This is a genomic window from Microbacterium foliorum (assembly GCF_003367705.1).
Classification (GTDB): Bacteria; Actinomycetota; Actinomycetes; order Actinomycetales; family Microbacteriaceae; genus Microbacterium; species Microbacterium foliorum.
The window spans coordinates 728,041-745,499 of sequence record NZ_CP031425.1 but is presented as its reverse complement, the minus strand read 5'-3'; the positions used below and the strand labels follow the sequence as shown (position 1 = coordinate 745,499).

Annotated in this window: 18 protein-coding genes; 4 read left to right on the top strand and 14 right to left on the bottom strand. The window is 70.3% G+C overall.

Annotation, left to right across the window (positions count from 1 at the left end):
• Positions 1-39: 39 nt before the first annotated feature.
• The 9 genes from DXT68_RS03345 to DXT68_RS03305 all read right to left on the bottom strand — a co-directional run bounded on the left by DXT68_RS03345 (position 40) and on the right by DXT68_RS03305 (position 8,217).
• Positions 40-2,277: a heavy metal translocating P-type ATPase gene (locus DXT68_RS03345; RefSeq protein WP_045254801.1), complete on the bottom strand. Its 2,238-nt coding sequence runs from the start codon at positions 2,275-2,277 to the stop codon at positions 40-42.
• Between the two features lies 1 nt (position 2,278).
• On the bottom strand, positions 2,279-2,488 hold the full coding sequence (locus DXT68_RS03340) for a heavy-metal-associated domain-containing protein (protein WP_045254802.1): 210 nt from the start codon (positions 2,486-2,488) through the stop codon (positions 2,279-2,281).
• Between the two features lie 91 nt (positions 2,489-2,579).
• A complete protein-coding gene (locus DXT68_RS03335) occupies positions 2,580-3,197 on the bottom strand; it encodes a GntR family transcriptional regulator (RefSeq protein ID WP_244268208.1) in 618 nt (205 codons plus the stop codon).
• Positions 3,198-3,418: 221 nt separating this feature from the next.
• Positions 3,419-4,060 (bottom strand): NADPH-dependent F420 reductase, encoded by a 642-nt coding sequence (locus tag DXT68_RS03330; RefSeq protein ID WP_045254804.1) that lies wholly within the window; start codon positions 4,058-4,060, stop codon positions 3,419-3,421.
• A gap of 112 nt (positions 4,061-4,172) precedes the next feature.
• Positions 4,173-5,111, bottom strand: coding sequence for a GNAT family N-acetyltransferase (locus DXT68_RS03325; RefSeq protein WP_052677783.1), 939 nt, complete (start codon positions 5,109-5,111; stop codon positions 4,173-4,175).
• 23 nt (positions 5,112-5,134) lie between these two features.
• Positions 5,135-5,569 (bottom strand): Fe-S cluster assembly sulfur transfer protein SufU, encoded by a 435-nt coding sequence (gene sufU / locus DXT68_RS03320; protein WP_045254805.1) that lies wholly within the window; start codon positions 5,567-5,569, stop codon positions 5,135-5,137.
• Positions 5,566-6,888, bottom strand: a complete 1,323-nt coding sequence (locus DXT68_RS03315) for a cysteine desulfurase (RefSeq protein ID WP_045254806.1) — start codon at positions 6,886-6,888, stop codon at positions 5,566-5,568. Before DXT68_RS03315 ends, sufU begins: the two co-directional genes overlap by 4 nt.
• A gap of 82 nt (positions 6,889-6,970) precedes the next feature.
• Entirely contained in the window at positions 6,971-7,771 is an 801-nt protein-coding gene (locus DXT68_RS03310; protein WP_052677784.1) for a DUF1206 domain-containing protein, read from the bottom strand.
• Positions 7,768-8,217 carry a winged helix-turn-helix transcriptional regulator gene (locus DXT68_RS03305; protein ID WP_082068983.1) on the bottom strand — a complete coding sequence of 150 codons (450 nt, stop codon included), beginning with the start codon at positions 8,215-8,217 and terminating at the stop codon, positions 7,768-7,770. The genes DXT68_RS03310 and DXT68_RS03305 overlap by 4 nt, the downstream gene beginning before the upstream one ends.
• Positions 8,218-8,307: 90 nt before the next feature.
• Between DXT68_RS03305 and DXT68_RS03300 the strand changes: the two genes are divergently transcribed.
• Positions 8,308-8,700 carry a nuclear transport factor 2 family protein gene (locus tag DXT68_RS03300; RefSeq protein ID WP_052677785.1) on the top strand — a complete coding sequence of 131 codons (393 nt, stop codon included), beginning with the start codon at positions 8,308-8,310 and terminating at the stop codon, positions 8,698-8,700.
• An 88-nt stretch (positions 8,701-8,788) separates the two neighbouring features.
• Here the strand turns inward: DXT68_RS03300 and DXT68_RS03295 are convergent, their stop codons facing one another.
• Both DXT68_RS03295 and DXT68_RS03290 read right to left on the bottom strand, forming a co-directional pair.
• Positions 8,789-9,424 carry a GyrI-like domain-containing protein gene (locus DXT68_RS03295; protein ID WP_045254808.1) on the bottom strand — a complete coding sequence of 212 codons (636 nt, stop codon included), beginning with the start codon at positions 9,422-9,424 and terminating at the stop codon, positions 8,789-8,791.
• A gap of 76 nt (positions 9,425-9,500) precedes the next feature.
• Positions 9,501-10,685, bottom strand: a complete 1,185-nt coding sequence (locus DXT68_RS03290) for an ROK family transcriptional regulator (RefSeq protein WP_045254809.1) — start codon at positions 10,683-10,685, stop codon at positions 9,501-9,503.
• 86 nt (positions 10,686-10,771) lie between these two features.
• On the opposite strand from DXT68_RS03290, the gene xylA reads away from it, so the two are divergent.
• Positions 10,772-11,959, top strand: coding sequence for a xylose isomerase (gene xylA / locus DXT68_RS03285; protein ID WP_045254810.1), 1,188 nt, complete (start codon positions 10,772-10,774; stop codon positions 11,957-11,959).
• A 5-nt stretch (positions 11,960-11,964) separates the two neighbouring features.
• Positions 11,965-13,251, top strand: coding sequence for a xylulokinase (gene xylB / locus DXT68_RS03280; RefSeq protein WP_045254811.1), 1,287 nt, complete (start codon positions 11,965-11,967; stop codon positions 13,249-13,251).
• Between the two features lie 162 nt (positions 13,252-13,413).
• Here xylB and DXT68_RS03275 read toward each other — a convergent pair whose 3' ends face one another.
• The 3 genes from DXT68_RS03275 to DXT68_RS03265 are packed head-to-tail and all read right to left on the bottom strand — an operon-like array spanning position 13,414 to position 16,357.
• Entirely contained in the window at positions 13,414-14,475 is a 1,062-nt protein-coding gene (locus tag DXT68_RS03275) for a Gfo/Idh/MocA family protein (RefSeq protein ID WP_045254812.1), read from the bottom strand.
• Positions 14,472-15,230, bottom strand: a complete 759-nt coding sequence (locus DXT68_RS03270) for a cupin domain-containing protein (RefSeq protein WP_045254813.1) — start codon at positions 15,228-15,230, stop codon at positions 14,472-14,474. Before DXT68_RS03270 ends, DXT68_RS03275 begins: the two co-directional genes overlap by 4 nt.
• Positions 15,227-16,357 carry a Gfo/Idh/MocA family protein gene (locus tag DXT68_RS03265; protein ID WP_045254814.1) on the bottom strand — a complete coding sequence of 377 codons (1,131 nt, stop codon included), beginning with the start codon at positions 16,355-16,357 and terminating at the stop codon, positions 15,227-15,229. The genes DXT68_RS03270 and DXT68_RS03265 overlap by 4 nt, the downstream gene beginning before the upstream one ends.
• 98 nt (positions 16,358-16,455) lie before the next feature.
• Here DXT68_RS03265 and DXT68_RS03260 point away from each other — a divergent pair, with 98 nt between their 5' ends.
• Positions 16,456-17,439: a LacI family DNA-binding transcriptional regulator gene (locus DXT68_RS03260; protein WP_045254815.1), complete on the top strand. Its 984-nt coding sequence runs from the start codon at positions 16,456-16,458 to the stop codon at positions 17,437-17,439.
• Positions 17,440-17,459: the final 20 nt, after the last annotated feature.

Sequence of the window (17,459 nt, the reverse complement as noted above, 5' to 3'; positions counted from 1 at the left end):
ATTCCGTAGGGCCAATATATCCTCGTCGCGGGCGGTCAGCTAGCGAGCAGCGGGCGCCGCGGCCCCACCGAAGCGCCGGAGTCGAAGACTGTTCAGCACCACGAACACACTGGAGAACGCCATCGCCGCCCCGGCGAGCATCGGGTTGAGCAGGCCGAGAGCGGCGAGCGGTATCGCGGCGACGTTGTAGGCCAGCGCCCAGAACAGGTTTCCGCGGATGGCGCCCAGGGTGCGCCGCGCCAGACGGATCGCATCCACGGCTCCCCACAGGTCGGCCCGCACGAGCGTCAGGTCCGACGCCTCGATGGCAGCATCCGTCCCGGTGCCCATCGCGATGCCGAGGTCGGACTGCGCGAGCGCCGCGGCGTCGTTGACGCCGTCGCCCACCATCGCCACACTGCGCCCCTGCTGCTGCAGGGCGACGATCTCGGCCACCTTCTGCTCGGGCAGCACCCCGGCGCGCACCTCGTCGATGCCGACCGCAGATGCGACGCGACGCGCTGTGCGCTCGTTGTCACCGGTCAGCAGAACCGGCCGCAGTCCGAGCCGTCGCAGTGCGGCGATCGCGTCTGCGCTCGAGGGCCTGACCTGATCCGCGACGATCAGCACGCCCCGCACCCGTCCGTCCCACGCCACGGCGACCGCCGTCCGCGCGCTCTCCTCGGCGTCATCGAACGCGACGGCGAGCGAGGAGTCGAGCTGCAGCCCCCAGTCGGCGAGCAGAGAGGGCCGTCCGGCGACCACTGCTCGCGCCTCGACGACACCGGTGACGCCGCGGCCCTGCACGTTCTGGAACGACTCGACCGCCGGCAGCGCACCGAGACGCTCGGTCGCGCCGCGCACGATCGCCTGCGCGATCGGATGCTCCGACGCCTCCTCCACCGCGGCCGTGAGGCGCAGCACCTCTGCCTCGTCCTCTCCCGACGCGGGGATGACCTCGAGGAGGGTCATGCGTCCGGTGGTGACCGTGCCGGTCTTGTCGAGCACGATCGTGTCGACGCGACGGGTCGACTCGAGAACCTCCGGGCCCTTGATGAGCAACCCGAGCTGGGCTCCCCGCCCCGTCCCCACGAGCAGGGCCATCGGGGTGGCGAGGCCGAGCGCGCACGGGCAGGCGATGATCAGCACGGCCACCGCCGCGGTGAACGCGGCCGCCGTGCCGCCTCCGACGAGCAGCCAGGCGACGAGCGTCACCGCCGAGATCGCGAACACGATCGGCACGAAGACCGCCGACAGCCGGTCGGCGAGCCGCTGCGCCTCGGCCTTGCCCGACTGCGCCTCCTCGACGAGGCGGGCGATGCGGGCGAGCTGGGTGTCGCCGCCGATGCGCGTCGCCGAGACCCGCAGTCGACCGCCGATGTTCACCGTGGCGCCGGTGACGGCGTCACCCGGGCGCACTTCGACCGGCACGGACTCGCCCGTGAGCATCGAGGCGTCCACTGCGGACGCCCCCTCGAGCACGACGCCGTCGGTCGCGATCTTCTCGCCGGGCCGCACGATGAACACGTCGCCCACCACGAGGTCGGCGAGCGGCATCCGCTCTTCGCGACCTCCGCGCACGACCGCGACATCCTTCGCGCCGAGCTCGCCGAGCGCGCGCAGTGCCGCGCCCGCTCGCCGCTTGGAGCGCTGCTCGAGAAAGCGCCCGAGCAGCAGGAACATCGTCACGCCGGCGGCGACTTCGAGGTAGATGCTCCCCAGACCGTCGCCGCGTTCGATGAAGCGGAACGGGTGCGTCATGCCCCACATGCCCGCGGTGCCGAAGAAGAGGGCGTACAGCGACCAGGTGTAGGCCGCGGTGACGCCGACCGAGATGAGCGTGTCCATCGTGACGGTGCGGTGTCGCGCGTTCCGCAGCGCGGCGCGGTGGAACGGCCAGGCCGCCCAGGTGACGACGGGAGTGGCGAGCACCAGCGACGCCCACTGCCAGCCGGCGAACTGCAGGGGCTCGGCCATCGCCATCGCGATCACCGGCACCGCGAGCGCGATCGAGATGATCAGACGCAAGCGCAGCAGCAGGTACGCCGGATCGACCTCATCTGACTGCACCTCCCTCGGCAGTGCGGCCGTGTACCCGGTTCGCACGATCTCGGAGATGAGGTCGTCGACGACGACTCCGGCGCGGGCGTCGACGTGCGCCTTCTCGGTCGCGTAGTTCACCGACGCCGAGACGCCGTCGAGGCGGTTGAGTCGCTTCTCGACGCGCGCGGCGCACGACGCGCACGTCATGCCCCCGATGTCGAGGTCGTAGGAGACGGTCTCCGTCGAGGTGGCCATGTCAGGCACGGACCGCGGTGTATCCGGCCTCGTCGACGGCGGCCAGCACGGCGGCGTCGTCGACCGGGGCGTCGGCAGTGATCACGAGCCTGCCCGAGTCCGCGCTCACCTCGATCGCGGTCACCCCCGACAGCTTCGAGACCTCGCTACGGACGGATCGCTCGCAGTGTCCGCAGGTCATCCCGGTCACGGCGTAGGTGGTCGTACTCATGTCTGCAATCCCTTCGATGGTGTTGAATACCCCCCGGGGGTATCCCTCCGATCACAACAGTACCCCCTCGAGGGGTATTCCCGCAGCGATCTCAGACCGTGGAGGGCCCACTCGCGAGGCGGCGTTCGGCGGTGGCCTGTCCGTTCGCCAGATGCCGCGGGATCAGCCAGCGCAGCGTGTCGGTGTCGCGCGCAGCGACCGCCTCGAAGATCACCCGGTGCTCCTCGGCCATCGCGAGCAGGTCGTCATGCTGTCCGAACAGCCAGCGCAGTCGGGTCACGAACACGCCGATGAGCTCGTCGAGCATCTCGTTGCCCGCCAGCTCCGTCGCCACCTCGTGGAACTCACCGGCAGCCATGCGAGCGACCTCGGTGTCCCCCGCCTCCGCCGCCGCGAGCTCCCGCTCGAGCGCCGCGCGGAGTCGCACGAGGCCCTGCTCGGTATGACGCTCGGCGGCGAACAGGAAGATGAGGGTCTCGATGGCTTCGCGCACCTCGCCGAAGTCCTGGATGTCCCGGCGTGTGAACTCGCGCACGACCGCCCAGCTGCGCGGCCTCGCGACCACCACTCCCTCGCTGGCCAGGGTGCGGATCGCCTCGCGCACCGGCAGCCGCGAGACGTGGAGTTCGGCAGCGATGTCGCGTTCGACGAGTCGCGATCCGGGCGCGCGGCGCCCGAGGATGATGTCGTCGCGAAGAATGCGCGTCACCCTCACCGATTCGAGTTCGCCTGCAGCCCCCACCCCCGCCATACGCGGATCCTCTCATTCCTCGCCCCGGCCCGACAAGTTCGGCGTACCCGAGCCCGCGCGGACTCGGCGGGCGGGCTCGGTCGTCTGACGCCCGTGCGCGGGGGCTCCTGCCGGGCAGGGCGGGAGCATGCGAGAGGGGCGGATGCCGCAGCATCCGCCCCTCTTCGACCAGCCGTCGCTCAGGGCAGGCGGTTCGCCTTCGCGAGGTTCGCCTCGAGCTCCGCGGCGGTCTGCTTCACGACATATGCCGGGCGGTCGCGCTCGACGCGCCAGGACTCGCTCAGCGGGCCGATGTTCACGGTGTCGAAGCCCACCTCGTCATAGAACCGCGTGACGAAGTCCGTGGCCTCGGCGTCATCGCCCGCGGTGGCGAGTGCGCGGCGACCCTCGGTTCCGGCAGGGGTTCCGTCGGTGGTGATGTCGGCCGAGAAGATGTGGTTGAACGCCTTCGCGATCCGCGACGTCGGCAGCTTCTGCTGCAGCATCTCGGAGGTGGTCGTCTCGCCCTTGTCGAGCGCCTCGATGTGACCGTCGCGCTCGAAGTAGTAGTTGTTGGTGTCGAGCACGATCTTGCCGGCGAGCTGGTCGACGGGCAGCTGATCGATCGCGCCGAGCGGCACGGTCACGACCGCCACCTCTGCGGCCTCGGCAGCGTCGACGGCGGTCGCCGCTCTCGCCTTCGGTCCGAGCTCCGCGATGAGACCCGCGAGGGTCTCCGGCCCGCGGGAGTTCGCGATCACGACGTCGTACCCGTTTGCCACCGCGACCCGCGCGATCTGGCTGCCGATGTGTCCTGCTCCGATGATTCCGAGAGTTGTCATGCTCGGGCCAACGTCCGAGCGGGCGCACTATTCCCGCGGCGGCCCGCGTGTCGCCGATTGCTCCGTGCCGCCGATTGCTCCGCAGCGCGGGTTAGTCCGTGCCGAGGTTCCCTCAGAGAGACAGCAGGAATCGCTCCTCGACGCGGCGGTATCCCAGCCCCTCGTACAGCCGCACCGCGGCCTCGTTGAAGCCGAAGACGTGCAGTCCGATCGAGTCGGCGCCGAACCGCGCCGCCTCCCGTTCGGCCGCGATCATCACGTCGCGTCCGTACCCCCGGCGACGCCGGTCGCTCGCGATCTCGATGTCGAGGATGAACGCGTGCGGGCGCCCGCCCCGCCGGCGGATGCCGATCCAGAGCACCCCGACCTCCTCGCCGTCGACCTCGGCGGTGAAGAGCTCCTGTCCGGCGGACTCGATGCCGTCGGGCAGTTCGAGCTGCATCTGCCGATGCGACTCGACCGCCGCATCTTCCGCGGAATAGCGACCGGAGGATGCGAGGTCCTCGGCGAAGGCCGCCTCCGACGACGCCGCGAAATCGACGAAGCGGTCGGCCGTCATCGGCGTCAGCACCAGAGACGACGGCGGATTGCGCGGCGGCAGCGGTTCGAGGAGCATCTGGATCGAGGCGACCTCGAATCCGCGCCCCTCGACGAACGCGCGGCTCGTGCCGTCGCAGACGTAGACGGCCATGCTGATCCGGTCGACGCTCTGCCGCCGTGCGAGCTCCTTCAGACGATCGAGCACCTGGTCGAGCAGCCGCGCATCCGGCACGGAGTCGAACGAGAGATCGACGACGAAGAGCACCCCGTTGTTGGCTGCCAGCCACACCGTTCCCCGACGGTGCGCTCCCTCGTCGATCGTGAGGATCAGAGAGGTCTCGGTGGCGAGCCCGTGCGGCAGCAGCTCGTCGAGGAACTCATCGACCCGTTCGATCGCGTCGCCCCCGACGAACATCCCCGACTCGCGGCGCAGGGCGAGCAGGCGCACCCGCGTGGCCGCACGCCAGTCGTCGAACCGGGCGTCATCGAGCGGAGTCAGGCGCAGAGGCATGTCTCCATCCTGCCCGCGCGTGCTCACGCCCGGTGGAGCGCGTCTTCGACGGCGACCCAGGCGAGCATCGCGCACTTCACCCGTGCCACGTACCGCGAGACACCGCCCAGGGCCGCCACGTCGCCGAGGAGCTCCTCGTCGGGCTCGATCTTGCCGCGCGAGCGCATGGCCTCGCGGAACGCCGCGATGCGGACCTCGAGCTCGGGCACGGTGAGTCCCTCGGCGAGCTCGGCGAGCAGCGACGCGGATGCCTGGGAGATGGCGCATCCGTGCCCCTCCCACGCCAGCGCCTCGATGCTGCCGTCGTCGGCCCGATGCACCTGCAGGGTGACCTCATCGCCGCAGGTCGGGTTCACCTGGTGGGACTGCGCCGCGATCTCCTCGCGGAGCCCGAACCCGTGCGGGGTGCGCGAATGGTCGAGGATGAGCTCCTGATACAGGCCCTGCAGATCACTCATGCGCCCCTCCGGAAGAAGTCGATCGCGCCCTGGACGCCGTCGACGACGGCATCCACTTCGGCGTCGGTGGTGTACAGATACGTGCTCGCCCTGGTCGACGAGGTGATGCCGAGACGGCGGTGCAACGGCTGCGCGCAGTGGTGTCCGACCCGCACCGCGATGCCGAGGTCGTCGAGGAACTGCCCGACGTCGTGCGAGTGGATGCCGTCGACGTCGAAGCTCGCGAGGCCCACCCTGGGCAACGCGATGCCGGCGCCGAGCACCCGCACTCCGTCGATGGCGGTGAGCCCGTCGAAGAGGCGTGCGCCGAGCGCCGCCTCGTGGGCGGCGATCCGGGGCATCCCCACCGCGGTGAGGTAGTCGACCGCGGCGGCCAGCGCGACGACCTGCGACACCCGCTGCGTACCGGCCTCGAAGCGCTGAGGCGGTGGCAGGTACGAGGCCTCGGTGGTGGTGACGGTGGTGATCATGGATCCGCCGGTGAGGAACGGGGGCATGATCTCGAGCAGCTCGCGGCGTCCGTAGAGCGCGCCGATCCCGGTCGGACCCAGCATCTTGTGACCCGAGATCACGGCGAAGTCGACGTCGAGAGCATGCACGTCGAGCGGCAGATGCGGCGCGGACTGACAGGCGTCGAGCACCACCAACGCGCCGACCTCGCGGGCGAGACCGACGAGCTGGGCCACGGGGTTGATCACCCCCAGCACGTTCGACACGTGGGTGACCGCGACGAGCCTGGTGCGCGCGGAGATGATCTCCGCAGCGGCATCGAGCCGCAGTGCACCGTGGTCGTCGAGCGGGATCACGCGCAGGGTCGCGCCGGTGCGCGCGGCGAGCTCCTGCCACGGGATGAGGTTGGCGTGGTGCTCCATCTCCGTGGTCACGATCTCATCGCCCTCGCGCAGGCGCAGCGGCTCCGCCGCCGCTCCCCCGCGCCCGAGCGAGGCGTTCGAGAGCGAGTACGCGATGAGATTCAGCGCCTCGGTGGCGTTCGACGTCCAGACCAGCTCGCCCTCGCCTGCTCCGATGAAGCGCGCCACGCTCTCCCTGGCATCCTCGAAGACCTCCGTCGCCTCGGCCGCCAGCGTGTGCGCACCGCGGTGCACGGCCGCGTTGAGGGTGGAGGCGAACTCGCGTTCCGCATCGAGCACGGAGAAGGGGCGCTGCGACGTCGCCCCGGAGTCGAGGTAGGAGAGCGGATGCCCGTGCACCTCGGTCTGCAGGATCGGGAAGTCCTCGCGGAGGCGTCGCACCTCCTGATCTGTGAGGGGACCGTCGCTCGGCGGGCTGATCGCGTCGTCGTCGCGGGAAGTGCTCATCCTTCTAGCTTCTCATCCGGCGGGACGAGACGGGTCACCCGCGCTCGGTCGCGCTCGTCGCACCCGGTCGTCGTGCCGCTGCTCACATCCGGGCATAGCGGGCGCGCACGATCGAGAACACGCCGTACAGCGCGAGCCCGAGACCGACGACCCACAGCACGACACGTCCGAACGGCAGCTCGATGAGACTGCGCAGCGCCGCGTCGAGGCCGCCCGACTTCTCTGCGTCATGCGTCCATGCGGCGACGACGAACAGCACGCCGGTGACGCCGACGGCGATGCCCTTGGCGATGTATCCGAAGATCCCGAGCACGACGATGGGCGGACGCCCCGCTCCCGACGGCAGGTCGAGCATCTTGCGGAAGCCGGTGGTCACGCCGCTGACGAGGAAGCCGATGCCCACGCCCACGACGGTCAGGCCGATCGCGATCAGCAGGAAGACGCCGCCGGGCGCCGACAGCAGCACGGCACTGAGCGTCTTCGACGACTCCTCGGATTCCACGTCGCCGCCGAACGCGTAGACGAGCGCGAGACCGGAGATCACCAGGTACGCGATGGCGATGCCGACCAGCTTGATGCGCTGCCCCCACTTCTTCACCTCGCCGCCGACCGCGACGAACGCGGCCACGCCCTGCCAGATCGCCAGCGCGATGAGCGCCGCGGCGACCACGGCGAGCAGCAGGCCGCCGATCGGCGTCGAGCGGATCTGCTCCATCGCGCCGTCCTGATCGGCATCCCCGCCACCGCCCGAAGCGATCGAGATGGCTATGGCTCCGATGATGATGTGCACCACACCCACCATCACGAAACCCGCCCGTGCCACACGGCGGAAGGCATCGGAATGTTGGGCCGTGCGCGCGGCATCCTTCGGAGAGGAGGTCATCCCTGCAGGATATCGCCGCGTGGCGAGGCATCGGTGGGGCGCACGGCGGCGCTCACGCCCGCGCCATCGCTGCCGCCGAGAAGTCGACGGTCGGCCTCGTCGTCGTAGCGATCCTGGGCGTCGAGGACCTCGTCGACATGCGATTCCGCCCAGATCCGCAGAGCCTGCAGCGGTTCGTGCAGTGTGCGCCCGAGCGGGGTGAGCCGATAGCGTGCATGTCCGTCGTCGTCCACCGCGCGCACGAGCATGCCGTCACGGTCGAGTGCGCGAAGAGTGTCGACCAGGACCTTCTTCGTGATCCCCTCGACCTTCCGGTGCAGCTCGCCGAACCGCAACGGCTCCTCGTGCAGGAGGATCACGATCATCGCGGTCCACTTGTTGGCCACCCGCGCCAACGACGCGCGCGACGGGCAACTGGAGGAGAACACGGTCCATGAGGGGCTCATCCGCTCGGCATCCCTCCGGTGACGTTGAAGTGACCACGCCTGTATGGAGACGCTGGATGCTCAGAATACCGAGACAACGAGGAGGACATCATGTCGGCGATCGACATCGTGGGACAGTACGGGGCGGCCATGGCCGCGGGAGACATGCAGGCGCTGGCGGAGACGTTCGCCGCGGATGCCGTCTGGCACCAGCCGGGCAGGAGCCAGGTCTCCGGCGACAAGGTCGGCTCTGAGGCGATCATGGCGCATCTCGGTCACTTCATGGAGCTGAGCGGTGGCACCTTCGTCCTTGAGACCGACTCGGTGACCGAGAGCGGCGATCTCGTGTCGGCGACGGTGCGCTTCCGCGCCGCGCGCGAGGGATATGCGGATCTCGATCAGCACGGCGTCGATGTGTTCCGCGTGGCGGCCGGGCGGATCGCGGAGGTGTGGCTGATCAGTGAGGACCAGCAGGCGGAAGACGCGTTCTGGGGCCACGCCTGAGGCGGAAAGCAGCGGCCACGCCCGAGGCTGACGCTGAGGTCGGAGAGGCGCATCGGGCGCTCTCCGGCCTCAGCGTCGGACCGGTGGGTCACCCCACGCGCTCGACCGGCTGCCGCAGGATGGTGCGGAGCCTCGCCGGCTGGACCCGCCGGACGTCGCTGAGGTAGACCTCATGATGCAAGCCCGTCATGCGCAGGCCGTTGTCGGGGATGAACCGCTCATGCAGATCGGCGAGGACCGGGGCTTCGTCGTCGTACGAGCCGACGTGCAGGGTCTGCACGCAGAGTCCCTCGTCGAGCGTCTCGAGGCGCACCGTGCGCAGTGCCGGTTTCTGCGGCTGCTTCTTCTTCGCCGCCTTCTGCTCGACCGCCTCGACGGCGTCGGTGAACATCTCGGGCGTGACATGGTCGGGAACCATGACCATCAGCGTCCACACCCACGCCGACTTGTCTCGCCGCGAGGTGAACGACTCCATGTCGGGCGCGTGCCACAGCCCTTCCAGCGGCATCACGACCGTGTCGATTCCGAGGCTCTTCCTGCTCTCGAACTTGAGCGTGTAGGCCAGCGGGAAGAGCGCCCCGACGGCATCGGAGTAGGCCGGCGCCGTGTTCGGGTCACCCGCACCGTCGATCATCAGGTACTGCATCGCCGGCACCTCGAGGATGCGGAACTCGCCCCGCCTCGCTCGGTAGGCGTCGAGCGTCTTCTTCGGATCGATCGCCATCGCCGTTCCTCTCACTGCCGGACACGGCCTCCCGCCGCGGCGACAGTGTCGCACCGACGTCCGACATCGGGCGGGCTCAGCTGCGCTCCCCCGGGTCCGCCAGCAGACCGGCGAAGGCGAGTTCGGCGGCTCCGATCAGCAGGCGGTCTGCACCGAGGTCAGCAGGACGGATCTCGAGCCCCTCGACACTCTCGGACATCGCGAGAGCGCCGACGTCTGCGGCGATCTGCTCGGAGCGCAGATCCGCGATCGTCGCGAGGAAGCCGCCGAGCACGACGAGGCTCGGATTGAGCACGTTGACGGCGTTGGCCAGTGCGCTCGCGAGCACGTGCGCCTGGCGCGTGATCTCGTCGGACACCGCGTCCGAGGTCGAGGCGGAGAGCTCGGCGTCGAGCGTCTCGTCATCGGCGGCGTGCGGGCCGACCGCGTCGAGGCCGACCGCGTCGAGCAGCAGCCGCCGACTCACCTCCGCTTCGAGCACGCCGTCGCCGGTGCGGCGGTCGCCGTCCGCCGAGATGCGCGGCCGGTTCTGTCCGAACTCCCCCGCGTAGCCGCCCGCCCCCGCGACCGCCCGACCGTGGATGATCAGGCCGCCGCCGATGCCCGACGCCCCGCCGTTCAGGTACACGATGTCGTCGATTCCCCGCCCGGCACCGTAGCGGTGCTCGGCGATGGCGCCGAGCGTGGCGTCGTTGTCGACGAAGGTCGGCGTGCCGGTCGCAGCCCGCACCAGCTCAGCGAGCGGCACGTCGATCCACGCCAGGTGCGGGGCGTTGCGCACGACGCCGTCGGAGGTGCGCACGAGACCGGGCACCGCGACGCCGACGGCCTCGATGCGCGCGTCGGCGAGGGGGCCGTCCCGCCAGGCCGCCACGCGACCGGCGATCGTCTCGGCGACGGCCTCGGGCGTGGGAGTGTCGCGGTTGGGCAGCCGCTCGCGCGCGAGGATGCTGCGGTCGAGGCCGACGGCGGCGATCTCGATGGCGTCCACCTCGGGGTTCACCGCGATCGCGACGACTCGAGCCGACGCGCTCACGACCGGCGACGGGCGACCCACCCGACCCGCGATGTCGGGGATGCGCTCGTCGACGAGTCCCCGGCGCACCAGCTCCCCCACCAGGTCGGCGATCGTCGAACGGTTCAGTCCGGTCTGCTCCGTGAGAGCGGCCCTCGAGCGGGCGCCGTCCTCGTGCACGACCCGCAGGACGCGCGAGAGATTGTGGGCGCGCGTGCCCGGCGCGGGGCTCGGCTGTGACGGCATCCCTTCACTGTAGGGGGTGGACGACCACCCGGACATGAGATATGTTGTGATTCACAACTTATTCGCTGACCTGCACAGGAGCAGACATGCCCACTCCCACCCGTGACGACAAGTTCTCCTTCGGCCTGTGGACCGTGGGCTACAACGGAGCCGACCCGTTCGGCGGCCCCACCCGGCCCGCGCTCGACGTCGTCCATGCCGTCGAGAAGCTCGCAGAGCTGGGCGCCTACGGTCTCACCTTCCACGACGACGACCTGTTCGCCTTCGGATCGACCGACGCCGAGCGCCAGACGCAGATCGACCGCCTCACCGGCGCGCTCGCCGACACCGGCCTGATCGTTCCGATGGTGACGACCAACCTCTTCAGCGCCCCCGTCTTCAAAGACGGCGGCTTCACCTCGAACGACCGCGACGTGCGGCGATTCGCCCTGCGCAAGGTGCTGCGCAACCTCGACCTCGCCGCCGAGCTCGGCGCCAAGACGTTCGTGATGTGGGGCGGTCGCGAAGGCGCCGAGTACGACTCCGCGAAAGACATCCGCCAGGCGCTCGAACGCTACCGCGAGGCGGTCAACCTGCTCGGCGACTACGTCACCGACAAGGGCTACGACATCCGCTTCGCCATCGAGCCCAAGCCGAACGAGCCGCGAGGCGACATCCTCCTGCCCACCCTCGGGCACGCGATCGCGTTCATCGACTCGCTCGAGCGCCCCGAGCTCGTGGGCGTGAACCCCGAGGTCGGTCATGAGCAGATGGCCGGGCTCAACTTCACCGCCGGCATCGCACAGGCCCTGTTCCACGGCAAGCTGTTCCACATCGACCTCAACGGCCAGCGGGGCATCAAGTACGACCAGGATCTCGTGTTCGGCCACGGCGACCTGCACAACGCGTTCTCGCTGGTCGACCTGCTCGAGAACGGCGGCCCCGGGGGCGTTCCCGCCTACGACGGGCCCCGGCACTTCGACTACAAGCCCAGCCGCACCGAGGACGAGTCCGGGGTCTGGGACTCGGCCGCCGCGAACATGCGCACCTACCTGCTGCTCAAGGAGCGGGCCGCCGCATTCCGCGCCGACCCCGAGGTGCAGGAGGCGCTCGCCGCAGCGCGCGTCGACGAGCTGGCGACGCCCACCCTCGACCCCGGCGAGTCCTACGACGACCTGCTCGCGGACCGCTCCGCCTATGAGGACTTCGACGCGAGCGCGTACTTCGGCGGCAAGGGATTCGGCTTCGTCCGCCTGCAGCAGCTCGCGACCGAGCACCTGCTCGGCGCCCGCTGATCGCCATGCCGCTGGTACTCGGGATCGACTCGTCGACCCAGTCCTGCAAGGCGGTCGTGGTCGACGCCGCGACCGGTGCGGTCATCCGCACCGGTCGCGCGGCGCACCCCTCGGGGACGGCCGTCGACCCCGAGGCCTGGTGGCACGCGCTCGACGCCGCGATCACCGACGCGGGCTCGCTCGGCGACGTGGCGGCATGGTCGATCGGCGGCCAGCAGCACGGCATGGTCGCCCTCGATGCGTCAGGGCGAGTCATCCGTGACGCCCTGCTCTGGAACGACACCCGGTCGTCGGGGGCCGCGGCCGATCTGATCGACGAGTTCGGTGCGTCCGTGCTGGCGGCGCGCACGGGCCTGGTGCCCGTCGCCTCGTTCACGATCACGAAGCTGCGCTGGCTGCGCGATCACGAACCAGAGAACGCGGCGCGCGTCGCCGCCGTCGCGCTGCCGCACGACTGGCTGACCTGGCGGCTGCGCGGCTTCGGGCCGGAGAACCCTGTGCTCGACGAACTCGTCACCGACCGCTCCGACGCCTCGGGCACCGGCTACTGGAACCCCACGACCGGCGACTACGACCGCGAGCTGCTGGTGGCGGCGCTCGGACACGACGTGGTGCTGCCGCGTGTGCTCGGGCACGACGAGTGGGTGACGGATGCCGACGGGCGCCGCGTCGGCGCAGGAGCGGGCGACAACGCGGCGGCAGCGCTCGGACTCGGTGCCGTGCCGGGAGATGTCGTCGTCTCGATCGGAACCTCCGGCACCGTCTGCGCGATCAGCCGGACGCCCATCATCGACCCCAGCGGCACCGTCGCCGGCTTCGCCGATGCATCCGGGAACTTCCTCCCGCTCGTCGCGACGCTGAACGCGGCCAGGGTCGTCGATGTCACGGCGGCCCTGCTCGGGGTCACGCACGGCGAGTTCAGCGACCTCGCCCTGCACGCCGATCCCGGCGCGGCCGGGCTGACGCTCCTCCCCTATTTCGAAGGCGAGCGCACCCCGAACCTGCCTGACGCCACGGCGTCACTGTCGGGGATGACGCTCGCGTCGACCACGAGGGCCAACCTCGCACGTGCCGCGGTGGAGGGCATGCTGCGCGGTCTCGGCGCGGGCCTCGACGCCCTGCGCGAGCTCGGCATCCCCCTCGAGCGCGCCCTGCTCATCGGCGGGGGCGCGCAGTCCGAGGCTGTGCGGCGGATCGCTCCCGACATCCTCGGCCTCACGGTCGAGGTGCCCGAGCCCGGCGAATACGTCGCCCTGGGCGCGGCGCGACAGGCGGCCCAGCTGGTCGGCTGAGCCCGCGGCAGCACCCCCTCGGGAGGAGAACTCTGCCTCGGGAGGAGAACTCTGCGTCGGGAGGAGAACTCTGCGTCGGGAGGAGAACTCCGCGTCGGGAGGTTAGATCCCCCGCATCCGTCCTCCCGAGGCGCAGTTCTCCGCCGCACGCGACGGATGCCGTCAGCCGGCGAGCACCCGAGCATCCCGCTGCGCGATGATGCTCAGCTCTGCCGCCGTGAAGGCGTGCGCCTGCGTCATCGCGTGCTCGGTGCGGTCGAGGCAGTCGCGGATGAGGTGCCCGAAGAACGGGAACCCGGTCTTGCCCGTCGCATCGAACCGGAACTGCCCGTCCTGGTTGACCAGCAGCACCTGCCCGCCGCCGTTGTCGGTCGTGATGTCGGTGTACTTGCGCAGCTCGATGTACCCGTCGGTGCCGAGAAGAACGGTGCGGCCATCGCCGAAGACATCGAGCCCCGCCGGGGTGAACCAGTCCACACGCACGTACCCGGTGGTGCCGTTGTCGAGCACGACGTGCGCGTCTCCGAAGTCCTGCAGCCCAGGAGTCTCAGGGTGCGCGTAGTTCGCCACCGTCGAGCTGACGATCTCGCCGTCGGTCGCGCCGGTGTAGTGGAGCATCTGCTCGAAGTTGTGGCTGCCGATGTCGCAGATGATGCCGCCGTACTGCTGCGGGTCGTAGAACCAGTCCGGGCGCCCGGTGCCGATGCGGTGCGGCCCGAACGACGCGACCTGCAGCACGGTGCCGATCGCCCCCTGGTCGATCAGCTGGCCGGCGAGGATCGCCGCCTCGGAGTGCACCCGCTCGCCGTAGTAGACCGCGAATTTTCGACCGGTGCGCTCGACAGCCGCGCGGGCTGCCATGAGGTCGTCGATCGTGGTGATCGCGGGCTTGTCGGCGAAGAAGTCCTTGCCCGCATCGAGCACGCGCACTCCGAGCGGAGCCCGCTGATTCGCGATCGAGGCGCTCGCCACGAGCTGCACCGCGGGGTCCTCGAGCACCTCCTGCTCGCTCGCCGCGGCCCGCGCCTGCGGGAACCGTTCGACGAAGTCCGCGACCTTCGCGGCATCGTCGTCATAGACCAGCGACAGGGTCGCACCGGCCTCGATGAGCTGCTCGACCATGCCGTGAATGTGTCCGTGCGCCAGACCGACGGCCGCGAAGACGAACTCCCCGGGGCCGACGACCGGCTCGGGCAGTGGGTCGAAGGTGTACGTGCGGGTCATCGGTCGTTCTCCTCGTCGGTCGTGGCGCCGTCGGTCAGGTCGCCGTCGGTCACGTCATAGGTGCGCAGGCGGCCGCACATGCCGTACCCGCGGTCCCCCACCGAGGGTACGGCCTGGTGCACGCGGGCATCGGCGAGGTGGGCCGCCGACCCCGACGCGACGGCTGCGGCGAGCGCGAGCGACTGCGCGGCCTGCGCCAGCGGACGCTCGCGCACGAGGTCGCCCCAGGCCTGGGCCCGATCACGCGAGAGAGCCCCCGCGGCGGCATGGAAGGCGTCGAGCGGGCCCCGGTCGCCGGCGACGACCGCATCCCGCAGGGTCTCGAATCCGGTCACGGCCAGGTCGCGACGTACGGCTGCACGCCCGGCCCTGCCGCTCTCGTCTCCGAGCGACGCCGCCGCCGCATAGGCATCCGGGTCCGCCACGATCTCTGCGGGGAAGGTCATCACGGCGTCCCCGGCCTCGGGCAGCCCTGCGTTGCTCATCAGCACCACGACCCGGAGGTCGCCGCGGTTCACGGCGCGGTGGATGGTTCCCGGGGTGAACCAGACGACCGATCCGGCCGACAGGGCGGTCTCTCGAAAGCCGCCCGCATCGATCGTCTGCAGCGCGCCGTGCCCCGAGATCACGACGTAGGCCTCGGTCGAGACGAGGTGCATGTGGGGGCTCCCGCCGCAGATGCCGTCGGGGGCCGCATCCGCATAGACGTCCAGATGCGACAGCGACGTGCCGCCGGGGAACGAGGAGGCGGTCATGATGCCGCCTCGATGAGCGAGGCCTTCTTCTCGAAGAAGTGCGGCGCGTTCGCGACGAGCCGGCCCGCCCGGTAGTACGGGTCGGATGCCGCGATCGGCAGCGCCACGAACTCACGCTCGAAACCCGCCTTGTAGATCGCCGTCACGACCTCGACCGCATTGCGGCCGTCCTGGCCCGTGGAGACCGGCGCGCGTCCCTCGCGGACGGCGGCGAGCAGATCGCCGATCTGCCCTTCGTGACCGAGGTGGGCGAGTGGGGTGCGTGCTGCGACGAGGGCGTCGATGCGGGACACCACATCGGGATCACCGCCGGGTTCGGGGAAGCCGTCGGGGCGGGATCGCTCCGCGACGACCGAGAAGGGCTGGGAGACTCGCGCGTGCGCGCCCTGGATCACGATCGCCTGCTCCTGCCCGTGATGCACGACCGAGCTGGTCAGCTGCGCGAGCCCGCGGTCGTAGCGGAAGAGCGCGACCGACAGATCCTCGACCTCGGCGTTCTCATGCTGTGCGTTGGCGAGCATCGCGGTGATCTCGGTGGGGCTGCCCAGCAGCCACAGCAGCAGGTCGATGTGGTGGATGGCGTGGTTGAGCGTGCAACCGCCGCCCTCCTTCTCCCACGTGCCGCGCCACCAGAGGTCGTAGTAGGGCAGCCCCCGCCACCAGGCCGAGTCGACGCGGATGTGGGAGATCGAGCCGAGCATCCCCGAGTCGACGACGTCTTTGAGGGTCGCGAGGTCGTCACGGAAGCGGTTCTGCGCGACGACGGAGAGCATCCTGCCCGAGCGCCGCTGCGCGGCGAGCATCGCATCGCACTCCTCGAGCGAGGGTGCCATGGGCTTCTCGACGAGCACGTGGATGCCCGCGTCGAGGGCGGCGACCGCGAGGGCGGCATGGGTCGAGGGCGGGGTCGCGATGCTCACGATGTCGAGCCGCGCCTCCGCGAGCATCGCGCGCGGGTCGTCGAACGCCGCGACCTCGGTGAGGCCGAATGCCAGGGCCTTGTCGTGAGCCTTGCCCGGCACGACGTCGGCCAGCGCCACGATCTCGCAGGTCTCGGGGAACGCGCGGTACCCCTCGATGTGGGCGTCGGCGATGCCGCCGGTTCCGATGATGCCGATCCTGAGCATGACACGACTCCTCGTTGAGCTGTTACTACGTATTACTAAGACGTAGTAGATACTATCGAGGGAGGCCCCTGACCCGTCAACCCCGGAAGGATGGATGCATGGAACGGCGACCGACCAGCCACGACGTCGCGCATCTCGCCGGGGTCTCGCAGTCGACCGTGTCATTCGTCCTCACCGGCCGTTCGGGCATCTCCGTGGCGACGCGCGACCGGGTGCTGCGCGCCGCCGCCGAGCTGCACTACCGGCCGAATCTCGCCGCACGGTCGATGCGCACGCAGCGCACCGGCCGCCTCGCCGTGGTGGTGCCGATCGCGACGATGAACCCGCTGACGCTCCTCTCGGGGGCCATCTCGGCGGCCCGTGATGCCGGGTATGTGGTCGAGGTCATCAACCTGCCCGACGAGGAGCCGGATCGAGGCGGGCGGCTCAGCGACGTGGTGGACTCGGGCCAGTACGAGGGGATCCTCTCGTTCACTCCCCTGCCCGCCGTCGACACCGAGGGCGGGCCTGTCGTGCTGCCTGTGGGCGAGTTCGACGAGGCAATGCACATGACCGGGGAGTTCACCGACGCGCGTCCCATCACCGAGATGATCACGCACCTGGCAGCGCAGGGCCATCGACGCTTCCTGCACCTCGCCGGCGCCGAGGAGTTCCCCTCCGCACGTGCGCGACGCGAGGCGTACGTCGAGACGATCACCCGCCTGGGCCTGCACTCGCTGGGCATCGTCGCGAACGACTGGAGCGCGGCGGCCGGCGCGGCGGCGATCGCCGCACTGCCCGACGACGCGCCGCCGCTCGCCGTGATCGCCGCGAACGACCTCCTCGCCACCGGAGCCATCCGCGCAGCCGTCCGTCGCGGCTGGCGTCTGCCCGACGAGATGGCCGTGACGGGGTGGGACGACCACCTGCAGAGCGAGTTCCTCGTACCGTCGTTGACGAGCGTCTCGCAGGATCGCGAGCGTCTCGGCGCCTACTCGATGCACCGTCTCATCGCGGCGGTGCGCGGGGAGGATCCGCCGCAGAAACCCGAGCGCCTGCTCGCCGTCGTCTGGCGCGAGTCGACCGAATCCCCCCAGTCCTGATCGCGAACACGGAGGCACCC